This is a genomic window from Halobacillus salinarum (assembly GCF_022919095.1).
GTDB lineage: Bacteria > Bacillota > Bacilli > Bacillales > Halobacillaceae > Halobacillus_B > Halobacillus_B salinarum.
In genome coordinates, this window is sequence record NZ_CP095073.1 from 3,854,698 (window position 1) to 3,880,072 (window position 25,375).

At 43.8% G+C, this 25,375-nt stretch carries 21 protein-coding genes, 2 pseudogenes and 3 riboswitches; of the genes and pseudogenes, 1 reads left to right on the forward strand and 22 read right to left on the reverse strand.

The features are described from left to right. Window positions 1-7 precede the first annotated feature (7 nt). From purF to MUN89_RS19905, 10 genes and pseudogenes are all read right to left on the reverse strand, one after another. A pseudogene (purF, locus tag MUN89_RS19860) lies at window positions 8-1,419 on the reverse strand (amidophosphoribosyltransferase). Then, entirely contained in the window at window positions 1,395-3,623 is a 2,229-nt protein-coding gene (purL, locus tag MUN89_RS19865; RefSeq protein ID WP_244709760.1) for a phosphoribosylformylglycinamidine synthase subunit PurL, read from the reverse strand. Before purL ends, purF begins: the two are co-directional and overlap by 25 nt. Further along, window positions 3,607-4,290, reverse strand: coding sequence for a phosphoribosylformylglycinamidine synthase subunit PurQ (gene purQ / locus MUN89_RS19870; protein ID WP_244709762.1), 684 nt, complete (start codon window positions 4,288-4,290; stop codon window positions 3,607-3,609). The genes purL and purQ overlap by 17 nt, the downstream gene beginning before the upstream one ends. Beyond that, window positions 4,291-4,536: a phosphoribosylformylglycinamidine synthase subunit PurS gene (gene purS, locus MUN89_RS19875; RefSeq protein ID WP_244709764.1), complete on the reverse strand. Its 246-nt coding sequence runs from the start codon at window positions 4,534-4,536 to the stop codon at window positions 4,291-4,293. After that, complete coding sequence (purC, locus tag MUN89_RS19880) at window positions 4,524-5,246, reverse strand: phosphoribosylaminoimidazolesuccinocarboxamide synthase (protein ID WP_244709766.1); 723 nt, start codon at window positions 5,244-5,246, stop codon at window positions 4,524-4,526. The genes purS and purC overlap by 13 nt, the downstream gene beginning before the upstream one ends. Window positions 5,247-5,277: 31 nt before the next feature. Further along, window positions 5,278-6,570, reverse strand: coding sequence for an adenylosuccinate lyase (gene purB, locus MUN89_RS19885; protein ID WP_244709767.1), 1,293 nt, complete (start codon window positions 6,568-6,570; stop codon window positions 5,278-5,280). A gap of 15 nt (window positions 6,571-6,585) precedes the next feature. Further along, window positions 6,586-7,713: a 5-(carboxyamino)imidazole ribonucleotide synthase gene (gene purK, locus MUN89_RS19890; protein ID WP_244709769.1), complete on the reverse strand. Its 1,128-nt coding sequence runs from the start codon at window positions 7,711-7,713 to the stop codon at window positions 6,586-6,588. Next, complete coding sequence (gene purE / locus MUN89_RS19895) at window positions 7,703-8,194, reverse strand: 5-(carboxyamino)imidazole ribonucleotide mutase (RefSeq protein WP_244709771.1); 492 nt, start codon at window positions 8,192-8,194, stop codon at window positions 7,703-7,705. The genes purK and purE overlap by 11 nt, the downstream gene beginning before the upstream one ends. Window positions 8,195-8,342: 148 nt before the next feature. Then, window positions 8,343-8,443, reverse strand: a riboswitch (purine riboswitch). Window positions 8,444-8,525: 82 nt separating this feature from the next. Continuing rightward, complete coding sequence (locus tag MUN89_RS19900) at window positions 8,526-8,741, reverse strand: NETI motif-containing protein (RefSeq protein ID WP_244709773.1); 216 nt, start codon at window positions 8,739-8,741, stop codon at window positions 8,526-8,528. Further along, window positions 8,695-9,279 carry a DUF2179 domain-containing protein gene (locus tag MUN89_RS19905; protein ID WP_244709775.1) on the reverse strand — a complete coding sequence of 195 codons (585 nt, stop codon included), beginning with the start codon at window positions 9,277-9,279 and terminating at the stop codon, window positions 8,695-8,697. The genes MUN89_RS19900 and MUN89_RS19905 overlap by 47 nt, the downstream gene beginning before the upstream one ends. Window positions 9,280-9,434: 155 nt before the next feature. On the opposite strand from MUN89_RS19905, the gene MUN89_RS19910 reads away from it, so the two are divergent. After that, window positions 9,435-9,860: an Hsp20/alpha crystallin family protein gene (locus MUN89_RS19910; protein ID WP_244709777.1), complete on the forward strand. Its 426-nt coding sequence runs from the start codon at window positions 9,435-9,437 to the stop codon at window positions 9,858-9,860. Between the two features lie 53 nt (window positions 9,861-9,913). On the opposite strand, the gene MUN89_RS19915 is transcribed toward MUN89_RS19910, so the two are convergent. The 12 genes and pseudogenes from MUN89_RS19915 to MUN89_RS19970 form a co-directional block, all read right to left on the reverse strand. Then, complete coding sequence (locus tag MUN89_RS19915; protein ID WP_244709779.1) at window positions 9,914-11,239, reverse strand: NCS2 family permease; 1,326 nt, start codon at window positions 11,237-11,239, stop codon at window positions 9,914-9,916. A gap of 108 nt (window positions 11,240-11,347) precedes the next feature. Next, window positions 11,348-11,450: riboswitch (purine riboswitch) on the reverse strand. 84 nt (window positions 11,451-11,534) lie between these two features. Next, a complete protein-coding gene (gene guaA / locus MUN89_RS19920) occupies window positions 11,535-13,073 on the reverse strand; it encodes a glutamine-hydrolyzing GMP synthase (RefSeq protein WP_244709781.1) in 1,539 nt (512 codons plus the stop codon). Between the two features lie 159 nt (window positions 13,074-13,232). Further along, window positions 13,233-13,334: riboswitch (purine riboswitch) on the reverse strand. 30 nt (window positions 13,335-13,364) lie between these two features. Next, window positions 13,365-15,578, reverse strand: a complete 2,214-nt coding sequence (locus tag MUN89_RS19925) for a DUF4129 domain-containing transglutaminase family protein (RefSeq protein ID WP_244709783.1) — start codon at window positions 15,576-15,578, stop codon at window positions 13,365-13,367. After that, window positions 15,578-16,843 (reverse strand): DUF58 domain-containing protein, encoded by a 1,266-nt coding sequence (locus tag MUN89_RS19930; RefSeq protein ID WP_244709785.1) that lies wholly within the window; start codon window positions 16,841-16,843, stop codon window positions 15,578-15,580. Before MUN89_RS19930 ends, MUN89_RS19925 begins: the two co-directional genes overlap by 1 nt. Further along, on the reverse strand, window positions 16,840-17,805 hold the full coding sequence (locus MUN89_RS19935; RefSeq protein ID WP_244709787.1) for an AAA family ATPase: 966 nt from the start codon (window positions 17,803-17,805) through the stop codon (window positions 16,840-16,842). The genes MUN89_RS19930 and MUN89_RS19935 overlap by 4 nt, the downstream gene beginning before the upstream one ends. Before the next feature lie 450 nt (window positions 17,806-18,255). Then, window positions 18,256-18,965 (reverse strand): annotated as a pseudogene (locus tag MUN89_RS19940) (LutC/YkgG family protein). Further along, entirely contained in the window at window positions 18,952-20,388 is a 1,437-nt protein-coding gene (locus MUN89_RS19945; protein ID WP_244709789.1) for a LutB/LldF family L-lactate oxidation iron-sulfur protein, read from the reverse strand. Before MUN89_RS19945 ends, MUN89_RS19940 begins: the two are co-directional and overlap by 14 nt. Before the next feature lie 18 nt (window positions 20,389-20,406). Continuing rightward, the gene (locus tag MUN89_RS19950) at window positions 20,407-21,123 is read right to left on the reverse strand and encodes a (Fe-S)-binding protein (RefSeq protein ID WP_244709791.1); all 717 of its coding nucleotides are present in this window, start codon (window positions 21,121-21,123) and stop codon (window positions 20,407-20,409) included. A 101-nt stretch (window positions 21,124-21,224) separates the two neighbouring features. Continuing rightward, window positions 21,225-21,935, reverse strand: coding sequence for a FadR/GntR family transcriptional regulator (locus tag MUN89_RS19955; protein WP_256464004.1), 711 nt, complete (start codon window positions 21,933-21,935; stop codon window positions 21,225-21,227). A 369-nt stretch (window positions 21,936-22,304) separates the two neighbouring features. Further along, window positions 22,305-23,171: a sugar phosphate isomerase/epimerase family protein gene (locus tag MUN89_RS19960; RefSeq protein WP_244709793.1), complete on the reverse strand. Its 867-nt coding sequence runs from the start codon at window positions 23,169-23,171 to the stop codon at window positions 22,305-22,307. A gap of 6 nt (window positions 23,172-23,177) precedes the next feature. Continuing rightward, a complete protein-coding gene (locus MUN89_RS19965; RefSeq protein ID WP_244709795.1) occupies window positions 23,178-24,350 on the reverse strand; it encodes an ROK family transcriptional regulator in 1,173 nt (390 codons plus the stop codon). Between the two features lie 31 nt (window positions 24,351-24,381). Further along, window positions 24,382-25,368 carry a hypothetical protein gene (locus MUN89_RS19970; RefSeq protein ID WP_244709797.1) on the reverse strand — a complete coding sequence of 329 codons (987 nt, stop codon included), beginning with the start codon at window positions 25,366-25,368 and terminating at the stop codon, window positions 24,382-24,384. Window positions 25,369-25,375 lie beyond the last annotated feature (7 nt).

Sequence of the window (25,375 nt, forward strand, 5' to 3'; positions counted from 1 at the left end):
CTTTTCCTTATGCCTTTTCATAGGGTGGCAGCGTATTTGGATAAATTTCTGTCGGGTAGTTTCCCGTGAAACAGGCCATACATCCACCGTGTTCTAAACTTTCTTCTCCTTGATAAATCGCTTCATTTAACCCGCCCGGTGTCAAATAGGCTAGGCTGTCCGCATTAATTTGTTCTTCAATTTCTGCAACCGTATTGTTGGCCGCAATTAATTCCCCGCTTGTTGACGTATCAATGCCGTAATAACAAGGATTCACGATTGGTGGTGAAGCGATTCGCACATGAACTTCTTTAGCTCCAGCCTCTTTCAGCATTTTTACAATCCTTCTGCTGGTAGTACCGCGAACGATCGAATCATCAACCATTACAACCCGCTTCCCTTCTACTATGCCCCGGACAGCGGAAAGCTTCATCTTCACTCCTTGCTCTCTCAGTTCCTGGGAAGGCTGAATAAACGTTCTGCCTACATAGCGGTTTTTAATAAGCCCGAGTTCATATGGTATTCCCGATTCTTCTGCGTATCCAATTGCTGCTGAAATACTTGAATCCGGAACCCCTGTCACGACATCCGCTTCCACTGGGGCCTCTCTGGCAAGTGTCTTTCCCATTCTTTTTCTTGCTGCGTGGACATTTTTATCATCAAGATTACTGTCTGGACGGGAAAAATAGACATATTCCATTGAACATAATGTTCTCTGGATAGGTGCTGAGTAGCGTTTGGACTGCACGCCGTTTCGATCAATTACAGCGAGCTCTCCAGGTTTTATTTCTCTTTCGTAGCTTGCCCTATCACATCGAATGCACAGGTTTCTGAAGACACGACCCATGAATCTCCAAGATATCCAAGACTTAACGGACGAATCCCTCTTGGGTCATTCGCTACAAACAACTGCTCTTCAGTCATAATTAAAAACGCATAGGCTCCTTTAACCATCGTCAGCGCGTCCATAATCGCTTCGTCGATCGGTAAGTGGCGCGCCCGTTTAATGAGGTGAGCCAATACTTCTGTATCTGAAGTCGTCTGGAGAATGCTTCCTTGTCCTTCTAACTGGTTTTTCAGAGCCTGGGCATTGACTAAATTGCCATTATGCGCCAAAGCAAGTCCGCCTGTTTGTGAACGAAACAGCAGGGGCTGAATGTTTTCGTAGCCTCCGTCTCCTGCTGTAGCATAGCGGACATGGCCGATAGCTGCATGACCGGTTAATTCCTCGAGTCTTTCTTGAGAAAACACATCATTAATCAACCCATGCCCTTTTGCAAGCTTTAAATGTTCTCCATCACTAGAAACAATGCCGGCACCTTCCTGACCTCGATGCTGAAGGGCATGAAGGCCATAATACGTCAACTGGGCTGCCTCAGAATGCCCCCATACGCCAAATATTCCGCACTCTTCATTTAACCCTTTGATTTCACCAAGCATGGAATAGCTCCTTTCCACGTGTGTTTTAGCCTAGCTGTCTGCTCTTCCACAATTACTTGCTGGTCGGAAAAAATACGGTACGTTCCATCAGCCGTCACTTTCCCAATGTAAGCAGCATCTTCTAAGATGTCTTCAAAATCTTCCTGATGCTCCGGCTGAACCGATACGAGAAAACGTGACTGCGTTTCTGCAAATAGAGCGGAGGTCCATTCCCCTTCTACAAACACTTCACAGCCTAACTCATTGTCAAACAGGCTTTCTGCCAAAGCTACACTTAAACCGCCTTCTGCGAGATCGTGAGCGGACTGAACGAAGCCTTTCTGAATAGCCTCGAGCAACTGGCTTTGGCGTTTCCCTTCAATTGTCAAATCTAACTCAGGGGCTTTTCCGAAATGACGCCCTTCGATCAACCCTTGTAATTCACTGCCGCCAAAATCGGTCTTAGTTTTCCCAATCAGATAAATGAGATCTCCTGGCTGTTTCATCGCTGAACGTGTGATATGGGCGGTAGATTCTACAAGCCCGACCATGCCGACGACCGGGGTCGGGTAGATCGCTTTCCCGCCGAAGGACTCATTATAAAGAGACACGTTCCCACTGATGACTGGAGTACCAAGTGCCCTGCAAGCTTCACTCATACCTTCGACGCTTTTTTCCATCTGCCAGAAGATTTCAGGATTTTCAGGCGACCCAAAATTCAACCCATCGGTAATCCCAAGCGGCTGGCCGCCCGAACATACAATGTTTCTCGCCGCTTCCGCTACCGCAATTTTTCCGCCTGTTTCAGGATCCAAATAAATATAGCGTGAGTTGCAATCCGTTGTCATCGCAAGCGCCTTATCTGTGCCGCGTACGCGCAATACTGCTGCATCTGAACCAGGTGTAACGGCCGTATTTGTCTGAACCATAGAATCGTATTGATCGTACACCCATTCTTTACTTGCAATCGTCGGCTGTTTCAACAAGGCATGAAGGGTTTCCTTATAATCCTTTACTTCCGGACGATACGTTTCCATGGCTTGAAACTCTTTGTAGTATTCCGGCACTTTCGATGGCTGATGGTAGACTGGAGCATCTTCTGCAAGCGAATCCACCGGGACATCTGCTACGACATCGTCGTGATGAAGCAGCTTAAAACGTTGATCGCCGGTGACTTCTCCAACAGCTACCGCTTCCAAATTGTACTTGCGGAAAACCTTGGCAATTTCTTCTTCTCTGCCCTTTTCAACGACAAGCAGCATCCGTTCCTGAGATTCTGACAACATCATTTCATAAGGTGTCATGTTCGTCTCACGCTGAGGCACTAGATCTAAGTTCATCGTCATTCCAGTGCCAGCTTTACTAGCCATTTCACTCGCTGAAGAAGTCAATCCGGCAGCCCCCATGTCCTGGATCCCGACTAATGCATCATGATGAATGACATCCAGGCAGGCTTCAATGAGCAGCTTTTCCATAAATGGATCGCCGACTTGAACAGAAGGACGCTTTTCCTCCGACTCTTCAGAGAGTTCTTCCGAAGCAAATGTTGCGCCGTGGATACCATCACGGCCGGTTTTCGCTCCAACGTACATCACTGTATTGCCTACACCAGCAGCAATCCCTTTTTGGATGTCCTTGTGATCAATTAATCCCACACACATAGCATTGACTAAAGGATTGCCGTTGTACGCATCGTCGAATTGAACTTCCCCGCCGACTGTCGGTACGCCGACACAGTTGCCATAGCCTGCGATACCACGGACAACTTCTTCAAACAAGTACTTCACACGGGGATGTTTCAATGATCCAAAGCGAAGTGAATTGAGCAAGGCGATTGGACGGGCTCCCATAGAAAACACATCACGTAGAATGCCGCCTACCCCTGTCGCCGCTCCTTGATAAGGTTCAACTGCAGAAGGGTGGTTATGACTTTCAACTTTAAAAACAACGGCTTGCTCATCACCGATATCAATGATTCCTGCGCCTTCTCCAGGACCCTGCAGCACATGGCTGCCTTCTGTCGGAAATTTTTTCAGCAAAGGCTTAGAGTTTTTATAACTGCAGTGTTCTGACCACATCACAGAAAACAGGCCGGTTTCAGTATAGTTCGGCAGTCGACCGAGAATGTCTTTAATCGATTGGAACTCCTGATCACTCAGCCCCATCTCGCTGTAGGCACGCTGCTGTTCAATTTGTTCTGGACTGATCTCAAGCATTGATGGCATGGCGATTCCTCCAATGTGTCAAAATGGACTGGAACAGGCGAAGACCGTCGGCATTTCCAAGCAGTTCTTCTACCGCTCGTTCAGGGTGCGGCATCATTCCGAGTACGTTCCCTTTTTCGTTCACGATTCCGGCAATGTCCCCAACCGATCCATTTGGATTTGTTTTATAGGTAAAAGCGATCTGCCGATTTTGTTTCAATTGTTGTAATGTCGCTTCATCACAATAGTAATTGCCGTCACCATGAGCGATGGGGATATTGATTTCTTCTTTTTCCTCATATTCATTCGTAAACAACGTATCTGCATTTTCTACGATTAAAGTTTCATAGTGACACATGAATTTTAGATGCTTATTGGAAAGCATGGCTCCTGGTAAAAGTCCCATTTCAAGCAGCACTTGAAACCCATTACAGACACCGAGAATGGGCTTCCCTGCTTCTGCTGCCGATCTAATTTGAGCAACAATAGGTTCTGTAGCGGCAATCGCTCCTGAGCGTAAATAATCCCCGTATGAAAAGCCCCCTGGCAAAAGTACAGCGTCATAGTCTGCTAGCTCTGCTTCCTGATACCAAACCAGCTCTGCTTCCGCCCCTAACGCATCCTTAGCAGCAAAGTACATATCCCGGTCACAATTGGAGCCTGGGAAAACAACGACTGCAAATTTCACTTAGACAACCTCCTCAATGGTAAAGGAATAGTCTTCAATAACAGGATTGGCTAAGAGCTGGTCACACATTTTATCCACCTGGTTTTCAATATCGTCCGAATCCTCCATCATGACTTCCATATATTTACCAACGCGGACATCGCCGACATTTTTATACTCAAGCGAGTGCAGAGAATTCTGGACGGCTTTTCCTTGTGGATCCAGCACGCCTTCTTTAAGAGTGATGTAAATCTTTACTTTGCGCATGTGTTTTCCTCCAGTCGTTGTAGGATCGTTTCATAGACGGAAATTAAATCGCCAAGGCTTTCCCGAAACACGTCTTTGTCCATTTTTTCACCTGTATCCAAATCCCATAAGCGGCACGTATCCGGAGAAATTTCATCCGCAAGAACAATCGTGCCGTCTTCCAGCCTGCCAAACTCCAGCTTAAAGTCTACGAGCTTGAGCTTGGCCACCTTGAATAATTGGAGCAGCTGGCTGTTGACTTTCAGGGCCATTTGTTTGATTTGTGATAGTTCTTCCTCACTGATCCCTGTCAGGTGGTAAGCATGTTCATCATTGATTATTGGATCACCGAGTTCATCGTCTTTGTAGAAAAGTTCAACCAGCGGCGGCTCGAAAGGCTGCTTTTCCTGAATGCCGAGTCTCCGCGTAATACTGCCTGCGGCTACATTTCTTACGACAACTTCAAGCGGGATAATGGTTGTTTTTTCTACAAGCTGCTCTGTATCATTGAGTGCCTCAATAAAATGAGAAGAAATCTGATTCTGTTTCAAGTATTCAAAGACTTTAGATGTGATTAAGTTATTGAGACGTCCTTTTCCTTCAAACCGGTCTTTTTTCTTGCCGTTAAAGGCAGTAGCGTCATTTTTATAGGATAAGATTAATTGATTAGGCTCGCCATCTACGTGGTAGACTTTCTTGGCTTTTCCTTCATAGAGCAATGAACCCTTCATACGTAACACCTCTTTTGGATTAATGAAACACTTATAGTCCGATACGGTCAAAAATACGATCTACATTTTTCAAATGATGCTTATAATCAAAACAGGCATCCAGCTGTTCTTTAGTTAACACAGAAGTAATCCGTTCGTCTGCTTCAATGAGATTACGGAAAGGAACTCCCTGTTCCCATGCTTCCATAGCTTTTGGCTGAACAAGATCGTAAGCTTCCTCACGGACAAATCCTTCATCAATCAAAGTCAGTAAAACGCGTTGAGAAAAAATAAGCCCGTAAGTTTTTTCCATATTTTCCTGCATCCGATCAGGGAATACCGTTAAGTTTTTCATAATGTTTCCAAAACGGTTAAGCATGTAATTCACAGTAATCGTCGCATCAGGCAGGATGACACGCTCTGCAGAAGAATGGGAAATATCCCGTTCATGCCATAAAGGAACATTTTCAAAAGCTGTCAGCATTTCGCCGCGTAATACCCGAGCCATTCCAGTCATGTTCTCAGAACCAATAGGGTTTCGTTTGTGAGGCATGGCTGAAGATCCTTTCTGCCCTTTAGCAAAGAATTCTTCCACTTCTCTCGTCTCTGTCTTCTGCAGACCGCGTATTTCTACAGCCATCTTTTCAATAGACGCCGCTATTAATGCAAGCGTTGAAACATAATGAGCATGCCGGTCACGCTGAAGTGTCTGTGTTGAAACAGGGGCAGCCTCTAGACCAAGCTGTTCACAAACATATTGTTCAACGTAAGGATCGATATTGGCATACGTGCCGACAGCACCGGATAGCTTTCCTACGCCGATATGCTGTACTGCGAGATCGAAACGTTCTAAATTGCGCTTCATTTCTTCATAATAAAGAGCCATTTTCAACCCAAAAGTCGTCGGTTCCGCATGCACTCCATGGGTTCTTCCCATCATGACCGTATGTTTATGTTCGCGTGCCTTGTCAGCAAGAATAGAAATAAAACGAACGAGGTCTTCACGGATAATAATATTCGCTTGTTTTAATTGGTAAGAAAGAGCTGTATCCACCACATCAGTGGATGTTAAGCCATAATGAACCCATTTCCGTTCTTCTCCTACAGTTTCTGAGACCGCTCTTGTAAAGGCAACTACGTCATGGCGGGTCTCTGCTTCTATTTCATGAATTCTTTCGATATCAAAACCAGCTTTTTCACGGAGCTTTTCAACGTCCTCTTTCGGGATAACTCCAAGCTCACTCCAGGCTTCACAAGCAAGCAATTCTACCTCAAGCCATGCTCTGTAGCGATTTTCCTCTGTCCAAATGGCACCCATTTCCGGCCTAGTATAACGTTCGATCATTGTTTTCTCTCTCCCTTACCACAAGTGAATTTGATTTGTCTCTATTAATTCATCTATTTCTTCTAACCGATCAGCAATAAATGTAATATGTCCCATTTTACGGTTGGTGCGTACAGCCGCTTTGCCATAATCGTGAAAGTGAACGCCTTGGAATCCTTCCAGCTTGTCGATTAAAATATCCCGGTGTTTCCCTAAGACATTTATCATCACTGCTGCTGGAAACGTATGAATCGGGAGCAGCGGCAAGCCGCAAATGGCGCGAACATGCTGTTCGAATTGCGAAACATTACAAGCTTCAATCGTGTAATGTCCGGAATTATGCGGACGAGGTGCCATTTCGTTAATATAAATCTCTTGATCTCTCACAAACATTTCTACCGCAAATGTTCCGACGATGTTCATTTTTTCAGCCATTACCTTTACTGCTGCTTTTGCTTTTTCACGAACTTCATCGTCTACAAAAGCAGGGACCCTCGTTTCGTGTAGAATATGGTTCTTATGAATATTTTCGGCGAGTGGAAAATAAGCGATCTCCCCACTTTGACTTCTCGTAAACACTTGGGAAATTTCAAGATCAAATGGAATCCATTGCTCTACGATATACGTGCCGCCTTCTTTAATGAAAGCATCTGTTTCTTTTAAATGTTCTTCATACTCAAGCTTCCATTGACCTTTCCCGTCGTACCCGCCGCTGATTGTTTTTACGACTGCAGGCAGACCGATCTCAGCTAAAGCTTGTTTTAATTCGCTTTCACTGTGGATAATTTTATAGTCTGGAACGGGAAGCTCTGCTTCTACTGCGATTTGTTTTTCTTTTTCCCTATTTTGAGTTACCTCCAGGGAAAAAGCTCCTTGTGGAAGTTTATCCGCCTGTTCAAATAAGCGGGCGACTTGTAAATCCACGTTTTCGAATTCATAAGTGATCACATCACTGATGTCACTTAATTGTCCAGCCGCGTCCATATCATCATATTCAGCGGCAATATGCTCATCTGCTACCTGAGCACAAGGACAGTCTTCGGCAGGATCCATTACAGCAATCCGATAGCCCATGTGCCTCGCTGACAATGCCATCATCCTTCCAAGCTGTCCGCCTCCTAATATTCCGATCGTATCCCCTGGCCGGATCACGTTAACTTCCATGTAGATCGCCCCTCATTTCTTCGACTTTTTCTTTCATGGATAATCGATAGGTTTGAAGCTTGTCAGCCACCTCTTCATTGAAGGCTCCAATGATTTCAGCGGCCAGAAGCCCTGCATTCTTTGCCCCTGCCGTTCCGATGGCTACTGTCGCCACAGGTACGCCGCCAGGCATTTGCACAATGGAGAGCAATGAATCGAGTCCTTGTAACGCTTTAGATTGAACAGGTACACCTATAACCGGCAAGGTGGTTTTTGCAGCTACCATACCTGGCAGATGCGCTGCTCCTCCTGCACCGGCAATAATTACTTTCAGCCCTTTCGCACGTGCACCTTCTGCATAGCTGAACATATCCTCAGGTGTACGGTGAGCTGAAATGATTTCTTTTTCATAAGAAATATCCATTTCTTCCAGCACTTCACAAGCACCTTTCATTGTTTCCCAGTCTGATATGCTTCCCATAATAATGCCAACTTCAGCCATCCTACCCCTCTTTTCGACAAATACTAGTATATTTATTTTTCATAAGAACTTCATTTGATCAAACATTCCAATGAAAAAAGCCTGCTTATCCCCCTCTACGCGAGAGGGGATAAACAGGCATACGTGTATCATGAGACGAAGCTTCATCAAATGCGCGGTCTCCCCTCATAGTCCGGAAATTTACGGTTCCCAGGTAGAGACGAACGGGCCATATTCCCGTCTTATATGAGGTACCTTATGCAATTTCTGCCTTCATCATATCAAGTTTATCTAATCGATGTCAACGCAAATAACGAACATTTCAAAAATGTAAAGTTTAAATTGTTCGTGTTTATTGTTTAACAGCTTGAAAAACGATCGTTCTTCCAACGGGTTCCAGGGTTTTTTTGCCATTCTCATCTATTTCCCTGAAAACAGGTTCTTCTGTCCGACGGATCGGTACGTAGCCTTCCATCTCTATTCTCTTTAAGCATTGATCGATGGTTTCATTGTCCTCCACTTCAAAACGCTTCTTGTTTGTCTTCTTGTTTGTTTTCTTGTTGGGCATTTCTTATCTTTCCTCTCTTTACCTGTTTAACCCAGAAGCCGCCATGGATCTGCTTCGGCTCATAGGCAACAATAAATGCTTTAGGGTCAATGTAACGAATCGTCTCATACAATTTTAACTCATACTTTCTCGGAGTTAAAATCTGCATAGCCAAACGGTCACCTTCCATTCCATAAGCATACCAGCTCGTGACTCCGTATCCTTTGTCCCGGAGCATTCTTGTGAATTCGATATCAGGATCTGAAGAAATTACGTTGACCGTCGTGTAACCGAGCGCGAGTTTCTCTTCAATTTTCATCCCTACAATAACCCCTGTACCATACCCAACAGCATAAGCAATGACATTCTCTATTCTGTCCAAATTATCCAGTACGAGACCAAGTCCAACGATGTAAATGACGATTTCAAACATGCTGATAAAGGCAGCAAAGTACCGCTGCCCCTTTAACGTAAAAATCATCCGGAGTGTAAAAAACGATACATAAACAATATTAACGGTGAAAATGATGGCAATCATGACGAGGGAATTATCGAGCATGCGCACAACCTCCTGTATAAAATGTTTCTGAGATGTGCCCTGTCCCCCAGGACATTCACCTAGAAGTTCAATTATGCATACACTATATACCATCAGTTCAGACTCATACAATACATTTTCAACGCAATTTGTGACAAAATGAGGGAGTGTTCACAATGAATCAATTTGGTGAGTGGAAATCGAACTTGGATCGTTTTTTCGGGCAGGAGTTTTGGGGAGAATTTGAAGGATTAATGAAGCCGGCCATTCCGCAAATCAACCTTTATCAATACGATCATGAGCTCGTATGTATCGCAAATCTTCCTGGTCTGGAACATCCAAAGAACGTCGATGTTTTTGTCGATCACGCTTCTCTTACCTTAAGAGGAAAAATTGAAGTCAATAAGCGAGGAGGGCGCCAGCTGAAAAACGAAATCGCAGATGGTGCATTCGAACGTACCGTTGAACTTCCTTTTGCTGTACGCAGTGATAGTATTGATGCCTCTTACAAACATGGCTTGTTAATCATTAAGCTCTACCGGTACATTTCAGATTCCACGAGAGAGAAAAACGTCAATGTCCGTTATCTTGACGAAAATTAGAGGTAAGAGAAAAGTAGAAGATAAACAAAAAAAGCAGCCGAAGCTGCTTTTTTTTATGCAAGAAAGATAAAATATAAAACAAAAATTACAAAAAGCAAATACATGATCGGGTGAATTTCTTTTCCTCTGCCTTTCAGCATCATCGTAATCGGAAAGAAAATAAATCCAATTGCAATCCCTGTAGCGATACTGTAAGTCAAAGGCATCGCTGCTATTGTAAAAAAGGCAGGAACAGCAATTTCAAACTGATCCCAATCAATATTTTTCAACGTAGTTGCCATCAGCACTCCTACAATGATCAGCGCTGGAGCTGTTACAGACTCGGTAACGACTGAAAGCAACGGGGAAAAAAACAAAGCAAGAATAAAGAATCCTGCTGTCACTACAGAAGCAAAACCTGTACGGCCTCCTGCTCCTACACCTGCGGTCGATTCAATATAAGAAGTAGTTGTGGACGTTCCTACAATGGAGCCTACAACGGTTGCCGTGGAATCTGCAAAGAGTGCTCTTCCTGCACGGGGCAGCTTGTTATCTCTCATAAATCCAGCCTGAGTGGCTACTGCAACTAAAGTTCCTGCTGTGTCAAAGAAGTCAACAAAAAGGAACGTTAAGATGACAACGAGCATATTCATTGTAAAAATGTCTCCGAAGTGGGTAAATGCTTCGCCAAAAGTTGGCGCGACACTTGGAGCTGAACTGACAACCGCACCAGGAATATCGATCAGCCCGGTGATCATTCCCATAATGGACGTAAGGACCATCCCGTAAAAGATCCCGCCTTTAACACCCATCGCCAATAAAATGACAGAAACGATGATTCCGAATATAGCGAGCAATGTAGCGGGAGCTGAAAGGTCTCCTAAATGAACGAGTGTAGCATCACTGTTTACGACGATTCCGGCATTCTGAAAGCCGATAAATGCGATAAACAAACCGATCCCCGCGCCAACGGCTAGTTTCAAATTCGCAGGAATGGCATTAATGATTTTTTCGCGCAAGCCAGATAAAGTAAGTAAAATAAAAATAAGACCTGAAGCCAGCACGCCGGCAAGCGCAGTCTCCCAAGGGATTTGATAATCCAGCATAACCGTATAAGCAAAAAAAGCATTCAATCCCATCCCGGGAGCAAGAGCAATAGGGTATTTGGCAAGTAAGCCCATCACAAGAGTACCAATGGCTGCAGCTACTGCAGTTGCTGTAAACACCGCCCCTTTATCCATTCTTGTAATGCCTTCTGGCAGCTGGTCGATTCCATCAAGGGCAAGCGTAGATGGATTGACGAATAAAATATAAGCCATCGCCAGAAAAGTAGTTAACCCAGCGATAAACTCCGTCCGATAATTTGTTCCTAATTCTTCAAAACGAAAAAATTTCTTCATTATTCTCTCCTCCCTTTCGTTTGATTGAGAAGATAACCCCGTTCTTACAAAAGCAAAAAGACACTCTCAAAGATAAGAGTGTCTACGCTTCACTGATTCAAATGGCTGAATTCAGCCATTCACCAGCGTAGTCAGACCTATTTACGGTGGTCTGGTAGAAACTCATGGGCCTTATCCCCAAAATTATACGAAGGTGTTTCTAGTTCATCTTTATATTTAAATATCTTACAGTCGTCCTTTGATTTCGTCAAGTTAAAAACCGAACATTAATTATTTATTTTCTGTTAAATGTTCGTTATTCCCATTCAATTGTTGAAGGCGGCTTACTTGTAACATCGTACACAACCCGGTTAATATGATCGACTTCATTGACAAGGCGGTTGGAAATTTTCTCGAGAATTTCCCAGGGAATACGTGCCCAGTCAGATGTCATTCCATCAATGGAAGTGACTGCCCGGATGCCGATCGTGTAATCATACGTCCGCATGTCTCCCATTACCCCTACCGAACGAAAATTAGGAAGAACCGTAAAATACTGCCAAATATCGCGGTCCAGTCCGGCTTTTTTAATTTCTTCACGCAGGATATAATCGGATTCCCTTACAATTGCAAGCTTTTCTTCTGTAATTTCCCCTAATACTCGTATGGCCAGACCCGGTCCAGGGAAAGGCTGACGCCAGACGATATGTTCAGGTACCCCAAGCTCTGTGCCTAGAGCTCGTACTTCATCCTTAAACAGTGTATTTAACGGTTCAATTAAATCAAACTGCATTTTTTCCGGCAGTCCGCCTACGTTATGATGCGATTTAATCGTCTGAGCAGTCTCCGTACCACTTTCAATGATATCGGTATAAAGCGTTCCCTGCGCAAGGAAGTCAATATCTTTAAGCTTGTCTGCCTCATCATCGAATACATAAATAAATTCATTGCCAATGATTTTACGTTTCTGCTCAGGGTCAGAGACTCCTTCCAGCTTGCTTAAGAAGCGTTCTTGTGCATCTACTTTAATAATGTTCATGTGAAATCCTTCTCCAAGAGTCCGCATGACATCATCTGCTTCTCCTTTTCTAAGCAGACCGTGATCTACGAAAATACAAGTGAGCTGATCACCGATAGCTTTGTGGATTAAAGCAGCCACGACTGAAGAATCAACTCCACCGCTTAAAGCACAAAGTACTTTTCGATCGCCTACCTGCTCACGGATTTTCTCCACTTCCATTTCTACAACATGCTCCATCGTCCAGTCATCTTTCGCATGACAAACTTCAAACACAAATCTTCTCAGGAGGTCATTGCCGTATTCGGAATGACGCACTTCCGGGTGGAATTGCACCCCGTACATGCTCGTCTTCTTATTGCTTATAGCTGCTACTGGACAGGATGGACTTGTGGCATCCGTTTGAAAACCTTCTGGAGGGGCAATGACTTTATCGCTATGGCTCATCCAGACTGTCTGTTCACGAGGGGTTTTATGAAAGAGAAGAGAATCATTTATGACATCCATCTCTGCTTTTCCATACTCCCGCTCATCTGCACGCTTCACTTCACCACCAAAGTGGTGGGTCATTAACTGCATGCCGTAACAAATCCCCAGTACAGGAATTCCTAATTCAAAAAGGTCTTCGTCACAACGGAAGCTTCCTTCCCCATACACACTGTTTGGTCCTCCTGAAAGAATAATGCCGCTTGGGTTTAATGCTTTGATGTCTTCAGCTGTCATCTTATGGGAATGCAGCTCGCTGTACACACCAAACTCACGAATTCTGCGTGTAATCAATTGATTGTATTGACTTCCAAAGTCAAGAACGAGAATCATTCCTTCTACTTGCTCCATTCTCTCCAGCTCCTTTTCTTTAGTTCCTTGTCATTCAAACGACGATCTATCTTTTAATAAAAGCACAAATTGTGCAATGGTCAAACAATAAAAAATGGACTTCTGCCTTCAGCAATAATCAGCGAAGGCAGAAATCCATCCAAGTCCATACATGTATATGACTATGATTCCCACCTTCATAGTCAGGACATTTACGGTGCCCCGGTAGAGACTCTCGAACCATATTCTCGAGGATATACGAAGGATGAATGCGTTAATTTCCTACCATTCTACCAACCGGTGCAGCGGGAATCAAGACAATGCTTTTTTAATTAAATTTTCCCATAATTCAGTGACTTTCTTCCATTGTTCTCCGCCTTGTTCATTTCGATACAGCACCTTTTCATAACTATTAGTGAGCTGGCGCATTTCGCTCGATTGCAGACGCCGGTCCACCTCTCTTGCATAATCACGAAGGGTCTGTCCGGAATTCCTTTTAATTCCTTTATGATCTAATAACTTTAACAAAAATTGGTAAGCTTTTTCGTAGGTTTCTTTCTCTTCATTTCTACGATACTTTCTGATGAGATACGCGGCAATCCATCGATATCTCGTAACGTAAAGCAATGCCGAAGCGGCAGCAAGGAACACGAGAGTAATCCAAATCCATACATGACCTCCACCTTCTGAGGTTGGAAGGGATAATCCTCCAGAGCTTGCTTGTTCATCTTCAATTTGCGCTGGATTCCCGGCATTTTGTTCGGGCTTTTGACTGCTGTCGGATTGGGGGTCTGAATTATCAGGTTCAGGAGTATCGACCTGGGTATAAAAATCCGCATTGTTTGTAAACCCTTTTGTCGGTTCGAATGGAACCCAGCCTGCGTCAGGAAAATAAACTTCTACCCAGGAATGCGCATTTCCACTAGTCACCTGATAAACATTGTAATTTTTCCCTCTAATCTGCTCCGTATCCCCGGTCGGTTCTCCTCCAGTGAATCCTTTAACCCAGCGTGCCGGAATTCCCTGGCTTCGTAACAGAATGACCATAGAAGTTGAAAAGTTGTCACAATAGCCTATTTGCGATTCAAAAAGAAATTGATCTACGTAATCTTCATTTTTTTCGGGAACAGCTACGTTTTTAGTAGAGTATTCAAAACCATTCGCAGAGAAATAGGATTCTACTGCTTTTGCTTTATCGTACCGATTGTCTTCAGAAGCGACTATCTCCCGTCCCAATTTTTCAACACGCTTCGGCAAAGACTTAGGAAGCTGAAGGTAACGGTTTTTTATTTGCTGCGGGTCATCCGTACTCGATTCACGAAGCTGGTCATATTCAAAAGAAGGTGCCTCGTATTCAGCACTATAGCTGTTCAATTGGGTGACATCTCCGTTGCCTCCGCTTAACAGTGTATCAATTTCACCTGTATTTTCATGAAGTCTTAAATCGATTTCTTCAGGAGAACCGGCGACAGCTTTTACCCCATAAGGATAAACCAGCTTGTTGAATTTTGCTTGATCAGAAAAGTAAAGATACGCCGTATGCTCTTCGGTCTTCACTTCCTCTGTAAAAGTCCGATAGGTAATATTCCCTGGCGGCATCATTTTCGTATCTTCGGCCAGCGAATCCTCCCAGCCTTTTCCCGTATAGACGTCCTTGGATTCAATTCGCCAATACCTCTTTTGGTCAGCCATTGCGTGGAAGACCGGGGTATCATCCTGAATAAACGATCCTCCAAGATTCGAGTCGTTTTCCCCGTAACCCACTTTTTGGATGGTTCCTTTTCCGCCTGCTCCATCTCCTCCTGCAGCACTCTTAATAAATGGGACCGGATCCGGCCACTGCGGGGCAAGTTTAGGTGATGCATAGCCTATGATCGTAGAAAAAAGCACGACCGAAAGCAGCGGAAGCACCCATAGATGAGCCTTCTTCAATCTGGAAACATGGATGAACTCCCTGTCCATTTCTGAGGAAAAACTCGACAGCCCAAGAGCTATCATAGCAATGATAAAAGTTCTGATGATCGCCCAGTGGCCGTCATATACCGTAAATGTATCAATTACGGTTACATAAATAATCGTGAATAGGACAAAGAAAAACATGCGCTTTGCCACAACAAACCAGTAATACAGCAAATAGCTCATAAGCCAAAGCAATATTAGAAACAAAAGACTTCTAAATAACGGGGTCATTGCCCACCACTGCTGAGCCTGAATCACCTGAATATTGTAGATCACCTGATCGTACAATACACCAAACCAATTCCTGCTGAATATGCGTTCGGCAATATACAATCCATCAAGAATGAAAGCAAGTCCTATCAGCTTTAACAGCCCTGAGAGCCACCAATTTAATTGAAGAAAGGAAATAAAAAAGCAAAAAGCTGCGTAAATAAAGAAAACGGTCGTATCTTCAGTATTGGTGATCGTATCAAGCGGCCGCAGCCACTCGCAAAACAGCAGAAAACCACATAAATAGATGGCTAGCTGATAGATTAGTGACGGGCGGTCTTCTGTCCGGTTAAACATTAGGTGTTCACCCCAAACTCTTCTTGAATTAAGTGTTCCTCCGAAAGCACATTCACTACAACTCCACGGTGTTTCAAAGCTTTAATCAGCTGATGGTCCTGAAAGCTCATCTGGCTCTGCGGGCGGAGATAAAAGAACAGCAGCTTTCTGGATTTCTGTGCAAGTTTATGAAGAGCCTGCTCTGTTTGGGCATCTAAATGATGACTGATGATCATCGTGATCATGCCGCTCGGCAGCTGGGTACGCTCCCGGTCCAGTTGCTGGGCAAATGGCACACGGCCAAGCGGTCGGATTTTGGCGAGTTGACGCTGGATCATTTGTTTATGTTTGTAATCCTGCTGAAAGGGAAAGAACTGCTTTCCATCTCCCAAAGTCATAAAAGCCAGCTGTGACGACTGTTTATGGAGCTCATCTAACAAAGAAGCAGTAAATTCAACAGCTCCCTCAAAAGCTAGAGGGTTCATGGAAGGATGATAAACAGCATCTAAAATGACTAATATATCAGCGCTTTTCTCTTGTTCAAATTCCTTCGTCATCATCTCATTCTTTTTAGCAGTTGTCTTCCAGTCGATCCAGGCAAACTTATCTCCCGGCATGTAATCTCTTACCCCGGTCACCACGTTGCTGTTTTTTTCGTTTAACCGAAAGGAAGGACTTGCTCCCTGCTCAAAGCTGTACACCATTTCTATCATATTGAGCTTGCGTTTATAAGGAAACACGAGCAGTTTTTGCTCAGTCTCATATACGAATTCCCTTTTTACAAATCCAAAAAAATCCCCGGTTTTTACCCGGATGGATTTTAAATCATGTTCGCCCCGAGGCACCCGTTCCAATGAATAGGAATACTCGATTTTCTTTTTGAACCATGGAAATGAAACGAGCGTTACCCTTCTTTGCTCCTTCAAATCCTCAGGCTTGTCCATATGACGAAATTTTTCAAGGTGGGTATCTTTCCTTTTCAACGAATCAGGAAAGTATTCTTCTATTACACAATAATAGAGTGGAAACGGAAAATTCCTCGTCAAAGTCACTTCCACATCAATGGTTTCTCCGCCAGTTGCTACACTTTTGGACAGGTGGCGTTCCACTTCCCATTGATGAATTGGATAAACGAGCAGGCAAGCCATATAAATGAGGAAAGGCAGGAACCCATAAAAGAGAAACCAGCTGACAAACCCGCCTTGAAACATGGCATACGAAAACAAGGTGACAAAAAGGATGATTACGATCGAAAGCTTCACAATAAATTGAGTGGAGTACCTCATTTTCCAATGTTCCTAGAGACTGGGACTGTCGTTCTTGATAACAGCTCTTCGATAATAAATTCTTCTGTCGCCCCTTCAAACCTGGCTTCTGAAGTTAAAATCATCCGATGAGAAAGTACATACGGAGCCAAATACTTCACATCATCCGGTACGACATAATCACGATCATGAATAAAAGCATAAGCCTTGGCCGCTTTCATCAATGATATGGATCCACGAGGACTCACTCCAAGGTAGACACCTTTATGTTCTCTCGTTCCTTTTACAATCTCTACGATATAACGATTAACAGTTTGGTCCACATATACTTTATCAACTTCTTTTTGAATACCAATTAATTCATCTTTTGTCATAACTGCTCGAATTTCATTAATTGGATGACCTTCAGAAGTTCGTGCCAGCATCTCCATCTCCTGTTTTGGCGATGGATACCCCATTTTCAATTTTAAAAGAAAACGGTCAAGCTGGGCTTCCGGTAAAGGATAAGTCCCCTCATACTCAATCGGGTTTTGGGTTGCCATTACGAAGAAAGGATCGCTTAGTGGAATTCCTTCTCCGTCGACAGTAATGCTTGTCTCTTCCATTCCTTCTAACAAAGCGGACTGGGTCTTTGGTGAGGTGCGGTTAATTTCATCGGCCAGGACTATATTCCCTAATATTGGACCAGGACGAAATTCAAACTCCAGCTTTTTCGGGTTATATATCGACACACCAGTTACGTCTGAAGGTAAAAGATCTGGTGTAAATTGAATTCGTTTAAACTCACAATCCAGGGATTTAGCCAGTGTACGTACGAGCATGGTTTTTCCTACACCTGGAACGTCCTCTAAAAGCACATGACCTTTGGCTAGAAGGGCAACGACGCTGAGAAGAGCCGCTTCTTCTTTCCCTATCATTACTTGGTTAATATTTTTCAAGACGTCTGCGATCCTCGGTTGATACAAAAATGTTTGCTGAGTCATTTGTTGTACTCCTCTCGTCTTTTACACTCTATTCTGAAAAATCACATTCACCATAACTATACTACATCAACCGTCATCCGACAAAGTATGTGGATCATTGGATATAACAGGTAATTAATAAATGAATGGAAGGCTTTGCTACTCGCAGGAAACTGCTTCTAGATGGATGGTCAGCTGCTTCTAAACAAACAGCAGGTAGTATTTTACTCTTTAAAGATAGGGGTTAAGTATCGGTAAAGCTTGAGGGAGGGGCCACTTCTTGCATCGAGAGGCTGTATTCAGTGAAAGCAGAATTTTTTTGAGGAAAATCCAACAGCATTTACAAAGATTAATAATAAAATATTCCCTTTTCTTAACCATTCAAAACGCGGAGCATTGATAGAAAGATAAGCGTCAGGAATCCGGTTCGAATGTGACGAATCCTTGACGCTTAACTATTCACAAGCCTTTTTATTTATCTTCAACGACAATATAAGTCACTTTTACTGGCCCGTGTACCCCCACAATCAGATTCATTTCGATATCTGCACTGTTGCTTGGTCCGGTTATAAAGCTCACACAAGAAGATACGTCATGTCCTTGACTATTTTCTCTATGGATAAGTCTTGCCGCCTGAGTCATCCGCGGTACAATGGTACTCTGCGGAATAATGGCGATATAAGTTCTAGGCAGCAAGCTGATCGACCGGCCGTTGCCGGCATCATTAAATAAAGTCACCGTTCCTGATTCAGCTAAGGTTACGTCACTAAAGGTTATTCCAACGTCAGCCTTTTCAGCGATTTCCTGATTCTTCTTCCCTTCTTGAGGATTCCAGATATGAAGGTCGATCCCTCTTTGCTTCAAATGGTTAAAAAAAGTGGGCAGTCCATATTCCTCATTACGGGATCTGCTGCAGCAACCACTGACTTCCCTTCATATTCAGCAACGACCTCACGAAGAGCTTGAGGCAGCTCACTCGCTAAAGTTCGTTTTAACGTTGTATGAATCGCTTTACATTGAGCTTCCAGCCGGTCTGTCAGCTGAAAAGGATCGAGTCCTTCAAATACTTCCCATTGAGGCTGCACACTGTAGTCCGGCCGTTCGACCCCATCAACTTTTCGTTCTCTTCCAAGGTTAGCAGCCACCTGGTCTAGAAAGGCATCACGATTAGTTATTGTCATTCCGGTCAACCCCTTTCTTCCGTTGTTTGAACCAACTCCGAAACGATTGCTTACCAGGGGCAGGAAAATCCCTTGAATCGGTCCAGCCTTTCAAGGGGCCGGGACCATTAGTGATTTTTTCATCCCTTGTCCACGGTTTCAGCGCTGCCCCAGCCATCTTAGTACTCAGTTTATAGGCCGCAGGATTGGAGGCCCATTTTGCAAAGCCGCCCATCATCAGCTGCTCGCCTTTTGGAGCCATCTTCTCTTTTTCCACGATAATCTGACGATGACGGATGAGCTGTTCGTGAAGCGGTATTTTTACTGGGCACGCTTCAGTACAAGCCGCGCATAATGAAGAGGCGTATGGAAGCTCTTTATGATCCTCATATCCGTCAAGGAGCGGAGTGAGCACAGCTCCTATTGGTCCGGGATAAACCGAGCCATAGGCATGTCCGCCGACATGACGATAAACCGGACAGACATTGATACAGGCTGCACACCGTATACAATGAAGGGCGGATTGAAATTCAGTACCTAAAATTTTGGATCGTCCATTATCAACGATGACAAGATGGTACTCTTCCGGCCCGTCGACTTCATTTTCTAATTTCGTTCCCGTAATGGATGTTACATAGCTTGTCAGCTTTTGCCCAACCGCTGCACGGGTCAAAAGACTGACGAGCACATCAAGCTCCTCCCAGGTAGGCACGAGCCTTTCCATCCCCATAACAGAAATCTGCGTTTCCGGAAGCGATGTGACAAGCCTTGCATTCCCTTCATTTGTTACAAACGTGACTGCCCCTGACTCCGCAACCGCAAAATTGCATCCTGTAATGCCTACATCAGCAGAAAGAAATTCTTTTCTTAACTGCTCTCTTGCAAATGAAGCCAGCTCTTCAGGTATTTCTGATTTATCATAGCCTTTTTTCTTTGTAAACGTCTCCCGAATCTGTTCTTTGTTTTTATGAAGCGCAGGGGTTACGATATGAGATGGAGGATCTTCATCCAGCTGCAAAATCCATTCCCCAAGGTCCGTCTCGACCACTTCACTGCCGATTTCCTCCAATGCCTCATTAAGTCCAATTTCTTCTGTAACCATCGATTTCGACTTGACCACTTTTTTCTTTTCCTTCTTTTGGACGACTTCTTGTATATATTGATTGGCTTCTTCAGCCGTCTGGGCAAAAAATACGTGCCCGCCCCGCTTGGCAACTTGGTCGCTTAACTGCTGTAAATAGTAATCAAGGTTCTGCAGCGTATGTGTACGAATTTCTTCCCCTAATGTCCGCCAATCTTCCCAATTGCCAAGTTCTTCTGCAGCGTTTAATCTTCCGCTTCGAAAGCGGCCTTGTGCAGAGGAAACGGCTCCGCGCATAAAATCATTTTCAATTCCCTTCTGAATTCGTTCTTTATACGAAGCATCATTGATTCTTATAGCCAAGGTTTGCTCCCCCTATCGTTAGTAAGTATTCAAAATTTCTGAAATATGAACGACTTTAACCGGCTGCTCGTCACGGCTTAATCTTCCCCCGATATTCATCAGGCAGCCCATGTCTCCTCCAATTAAATAATCTGCCTTTGTCTCGACAACGTGGCAGGCTTTTTCTTTGACCATCTCTTCAGAAATAGCGGCATTTTTTACAGCAAAGGTTCCCCCAAATCCGCAGCAGTCTTCTTTCAAAGGCAGCTCGATTAACTCAAGACCCTTCACCTGCTCAAGCATCAGCTGCGGGGCTTGTCTAACACCAAGAAGACGGGTCATGTGGCAGGAAGGGTGCAGCGTTGCGCTCCCTTGAAATTTCGATCCTACATCGACCACCTCCAACACGTCGACAAAAAATTGCGTAAGCTCATACGACTTTGACGCCAAATCCTCTGCCGCTTCCTTCCATTCGGGTTCAGAAGCAAATACATGAGGGTATTCATGCAGCATGGCTACACAAGAGCCCGATGGAGCAACAACATATTCAGAATCCTTAAAAGCCTTCATCATTTGTATCATTGCTTCTTTAGATTTTTTCTCATAGCCACTGTTGTAAGCCGGCTGTCCACAGCACGTTTGAAGCTCTGGAAAATCTACTTCACAACCAAATCGCTCCAATAACTCCACCGTGTTTTTTCCAACATCACTCGAAATGATGTCGCATACACACGTAATAAAAATAGAAACTTTCATATAAAAACCCTCCTCAGTTATAAAATTAAGCAGGTCATCTGATGACTTACTTTAAATAAAAAGCTCTACCTTATTCCATTCATGCAGAGCTTCCTTCGTTGTTATACATCTAAATATCCTGCCAGTGCCTCTTCCACATGTCTTAAATGCTCATGCATAAGTTTTTGAGCTTCGCTTGCCTCATTTCCCTTGACCGCTTCAAAAATCAGCCGGTGTTCCTCATACAGAGTAAATGTCCGCTCTTCAGACATCATCCAAAGTTTACGCGTTTCTCTCATCGTTTCTATCATGATTTCGGAAACACTATTCATCAAATTATAGAGCATATGGTTTTGCGCAGCTTTAGCGACTGCCAAATGAAAATCAAGGTCAGCTTTTTCTCCTAATTCGCCGCTTCCTTTAGCTGCTTTCATCGCTTTTAGCGCTGCTTTCATTTTGACTATATCTTCCTCTGTTCGATTCAAAGCAGCAGAATGAACCGCACCTACTTCCAAAATCTTTCTTACTTCCAGCAGTTCCTTGATGTTCTCTCTCTTCATTAAGAAAGCAACCGAAATCGGCAAAGAAAACCTGGATGGGTCATACGTTTTCACAAAAGTTCCTTCACCTTGGCGCATTTCAAGTACACCCATCGCTCTTAACGCACTGAGTGCCTCACGAATGGCAGAGCGTCCTACATCAAATCTTTCCGAAAGCTTTTCTACAGATTCCAGCTTATCGCCAGGCTTAATTTGTCCAGATTTAAGCATGTACAGTAAAGAATCTGTCACTTGTTCATAAATTTTCTTAGGTCGGATCGGTTTATACTCCATCTTTCTTTCCTCCAGCTTCCATACTCTCTTATTCATAGTTTACGGGAAAAAACCGGAATTGAAAAGATTGAATAAACCGCTTCCATTATAATGCTTTCTACTAGTGTAAATATTTGAAACATATTTTTCAACGCCCAAAACCAGAAAAAACCAGGGGTGAACCGTGCACCCACGAAAAAACACCTTAAATAGTGCACCGATGACAATCCATGGACTTAATGAAACGCTGTCCTTCTCAAAATGAATAATAAAGAGCAGGGGACTTTCGAAGTCATCGATACTCAGAAGGAACTGCTTCGGGACATAAAAACCCAAACGATGGCGACATCTTGGCACCATCATTCGGGTTTTAGAAGGACTTAAACCGATTTATTTACTTGTAATATATTCAATGTAGTTTTTGGAAAAAACGAGTGCTTCCTTTGTTCTTTCCAAGTTTCCACTCCACACTGGATCTTCATGTTCAATACTAATAACACCATGATAACCGCTCTTTGTCAGCTCCTGAAACAGTTTTGACCAATTCAGTTCACCTAACCCAGGCAGACGATAATCCCACCAGCTGAAATCAGTAAGAATTCCAGAATTGTTTAAATCATCACGGTTAATTTCTGTGTCCTTCGCGTGGACATGAAAGATGCGATCCCCAAATTCTGCAATCGGCAGGTAGGGATCGATGAACTGCCACACAAAATGAGAAGGATCATAGGCGAGCCCCGCTTGGGAAGAATTCAATTTTTCAAACAATAAGCGCAGCGTTTTAGGAGAGATCGCGATATTCCCCATGAGCGGACAGTTTTCAAAGGCAATTTTGACATTTTCTTTCTCCGCCGTCCTGAGCACTTTTTCAAAAAGACGGGCTACTTTATCTAAACTGGCTTCCGGCATTGTTCGGATAGCATTGATTGCGTCTTCCTGTGAAGGAACTACATCCGCTATGCCAGTTGAAGTCACTACCATCGGGATGTTCAGTTCTCCTGCTTTTTTGATCCGGTAAATTAACTCTTTTTGATGAGCCTCAGCTTCCGAATCATCGCTGCTTAAAAAATTCCTGCAATAAGTAAGTGCTGCTATGTTAATATTTCCTTCTTTAATGACCTGTTCTAAATTGGAAAAAGGTACATTGGGTCCTACTTCAAGGCATTCAAACCCTTCAACAGCCGCCCATTCACTAATTTTATTAATATCATCCAATCCTTGTTCTACTAACGAATTCGTTAGAAAGCCGATATTCATCTTTTTTCACCCTCTTGAGTAATTAGTCGCTGCAGAAATAACTCCATACAATAAGGCAATACTTGCTGCTCCTATAACTCCAAGGTTGCTGCCAAGCGAAGTCGACTCGATCTGGATCTCACGCTTTTTAGCAAGAAAGGAATGTTCATTGACATGCCGATGGATGGTCTCTAACAGAGGCAGTTCAGTGCCAGCCAGTTTTCCTCCAATAACAATCCGGTTTACATGAACCATATTAACGAAGGATACGAGCGCCGTACCAATTTGACTGCCTGCTTGCTGAACAGCTTTCCATGCAGCTTCGTCCTCCTGTTTACACGCCGTTACTACTTCATCAATCGATCTCGCATTCAGCTTCAGCCTTACAGCTTCCTCGGAAGCATATCCTTCCAAGCAGCCTTTATTCCCACACCAGCAGGGGATGCCATCCGGCTGGTAAACCATATGGCCGAGTTCTCCTGCCCCTGTCTTGTTACTGCGGTAAATTTCATCCTTAAGACATAATCCAGAACCAATCCCCTGACCGATAAACACACACAAGTAATCGGTCTCGTTTTTACAGGATCCGTACAATTTTTCAGCTAAAGCCATTCCTCTGACGTGATGATCGAGGAACACCGGAACATCCATATGGTGCTGAAGCACTTGCACCAAAGCAACTTCTTTCCAGCCAAGCTGCTCTGCTTCTAATAAAAGACCGTTTTCAAAATCGATAAGGCCTGCTGCTCCGACACCAATTGCCGATACATCCAACGAGCGATGGGCAGCCAGGAAAGAAGTCAGCTTTTCGACGAGCAGCTGTAAAAAATCTTCCTCGTTAATTTCTTGAGGAATCGAAAACTCAGAAGTTTCCAAAACGTTCCCTTTTAAGGAAACAATCCCTAACTCCACGCGGTCACTTCGAACATGCACCCCAGCGACCAACCGGGAATTTTCGTTTACATCCAACAATACTGTCTTCCTGCCGGCACCTCTTTGCTTTTTCTCTACGCTGCCCCGTTCAACGACAATACCTTCTTCCTTAAATGCAGCAATAATATTTGTAATCGTTGCAGGAGTCAGTTGAGTAAACGAAGCAATCTCCTGCCTTGAAGGGGTTTCAAACCGAAGCAGACTTTGAAAAACGAGCGATCTATTCAATTGTTTTGTTCGTAAAGTATTCTGTCCAATGAATGGCATTCACGATCTCCACCTTTTACCTTATGACGGCCTATAGTTCAACCTTTGCCAGCCGTAATTCGTGCGCCCCATCTTCACGGGTGTATTCATAGTAGTACCAAATATGATTGTCATGAACAAGGCCATCGACGTAACGGACGGCTTTTTGCAGGCTTGTTTCTAAATGAGGTCCTTCATAAGTGACTTTTGCGAAGGTTTTCAAATCAAAAGTCACTGCAAGAGCACTCTTTTCTTCATAGTTTTGTTCAACTCCGATGCTCCCATCCCATAATACCGTATAACCAGCACCATAAGGAATAATTGTAGTCAGACGGGACTGGTACTGATCCCATCCTGAATGACCGACTGGCAGCACATTATCCGTCCATTCAAAATGAAGGCCGTCAGAGCTTACCGCAAGACCCGTCGGTGCCACAGCTAGTCCTGTATTATGGACATCCCCCGTTCCATGCATGTCCTTCACTTCTGCTCCTTCATTCCCTTTGGCATAAACAAAATACATATGATACCCGTTGTCGACTTTTACAACATAAGGATCTTTGATTCCTTCAATGCCGGGATAATCAGAAGCCTGCAGGACTTTTTGACGGTCGCCAGCCTTAAATTCTGATGGAGATGCTGCCTCGATTACATCAATTCTCCAGCGGTTATCTGCAGGATCGACATAGCTGATATACAAACGATAGTGGGAATCCGCTGCTTTGATTAACGCCGAACGTTCAATAGAGCTTGAGTTTAATTCCTTTTTGTGGATGCTCCAAATATCTGTAAAGTCTTCACCATCTTTACTGCTCGCAATTCTGACTTCATATCCACGCTCATCCTCACCGTGGCCACGTGGATTTCTCAAGCGGTAGTAAAGATAAAATGTGCTGTCTTTTTCGTCATATAATATAGTTGGCGCCCCTGCCCAATACCCTTCTTCGTTATTTGTCGGCCGAATAATAGACTTTCCTTTTTCAGGATCAAATAAAGGAGCTAGCTGAAAATTTTCAACTTCTGATTTCACATGATTCATTGTTAAA

Excerpts from the sequence above, each read along its gene's own strand:
- purL (WP_244709760.1), bottom strand. The coding sequence starts at position 3,623 with ATGCCATCAATGCTTGAGATCAGTCCAGAACAAATTGAACAGCAGCGT.
- purS (WP_244709764.1), bottom strand. The coding sequence starts at position 4,536 with ATGCGCAAAGTAAAGATTTACATCACTCTTAAAGAAGGCGTGCTGGAT.
- purC (WP_244709766.1), bottom strand. The coding sequence starts at position 5,246 with ATGAAGGGTTCATTGCTCTATGAAGGAAAAGCCAAGAAAGTCTACCAC.
- purB (WP_244709767.1), bottom strand. The coding sequence starts at position 6,570 with ATGATCGAACGTTATACTAGGCCGGAAATGGGTGCCATTTGGACAGAG.
- purK (WP_244709769.1), bottom strand. The coding sequence starts at position 7,713 with ATGGAAGTTAACGTGATCCGGCCAGGGGATACGATCGGAATATTAGGA.
- purE (WP_244709771.1), bottom strand. The coding sequence starts at position 8,194 with ATGGCTGAAGTTGGCATTATTATGGGAAGCATATCAGACTGGGAAACA.
- MUN89_RS19900 (WP_244709773.1), bottom strand. The coding sequence starts at position 8,741 with ATGCCCAACAAGAAAACAAACAAGAAGACAAACAAGAAGCGTTTTGAA.
- MUN89_RS19905 (WP_244709775.1), bottom strand. The coding sequence starts at position 9,279 with ATGCTCGATAATTCCCTCGTCATGATTGCCATCATTTTCACCGTTAAT.
- MUN89_RS19910 (WP_244709777.1), top strand. The coding sequence starts at position 9,435 with ATGAATCAATTTGGTGAGTGGAAATCGAACTTGGATCGTTTTTTCGGG.
- MUN89_RS19915 (WP_244709779.1), bottom strand. The coding sequence starts at position 11,239 with ATGAAGAAATTTTTTCGTTTTGAAGAATTAGGAACAAATTATCGGACG.
- guaA (WP_244709781.1), bottom strand. The coding sequence starts at position 13,073 with ATGGAGCAAGTAGAAGGAATGATTCTCGTTCTTGACTTTGGAAGTCAA.
- MUN89_RS19925 (WP_244709783.1), bottom strand. The coding sequence starts at position 15,578 with ATGTTTAACCGGACAGAAGACCGCCCGTCACTAATCTATCAGCTAGCC.
- MUN89_RS19930 (WP_244709785.1), bottom strand. The coding sequence starts at position 16,843 with ATGAGGTACTCCACTCAATTTATTGTGAAGCTTTCGATCGTAATCATC.
- MUN89_RS19935 (WP_244709787.1), bottom strand. The coding sequence starts at position 17,805 with ATGACTCAGCAAACATTTTTGTATCAACCGAGGATCGCAGACGTCTTG.
- MUN89_RS19950 (WP_244709791.1), bottom strand. The coding sequence starts at position 21,123 with ATGAAAGTTTCTATTTTTATTACGTGTGTATGCGACATCATTTCGAGT.
- MUN89_RS19955 (WP_256464004.1), bottom strand. The coding sequence starts at position 21,935 with ATGGAGTATAAACCGATCCGACCTAAGAAAATTTATGAACAAGTGACA.
- MUN89_RS19960 (WP_244709793.1), bottom strand. The coding sequence starts at position 23,171 with ATGAATATCGGCTTTCTAACGAATTCGTTAGTAGAACAAGGATTGGAT.
- MUN89_RS19965 (WP_244709795.1), bottom strand. The coding sequence starts at position 24,350 with ATGCCATTCATTGGACAGAATACTTTACGAACAAAACAATTGAATAGA.
- MUN89_RS19970 (WP_244709797.1), bottom strand. The coding sequence starts at position 25,368 with ATGAATCATGTGAAATCAGAAGTTGAAAATTTTCAGCTAGCTCCTTTA.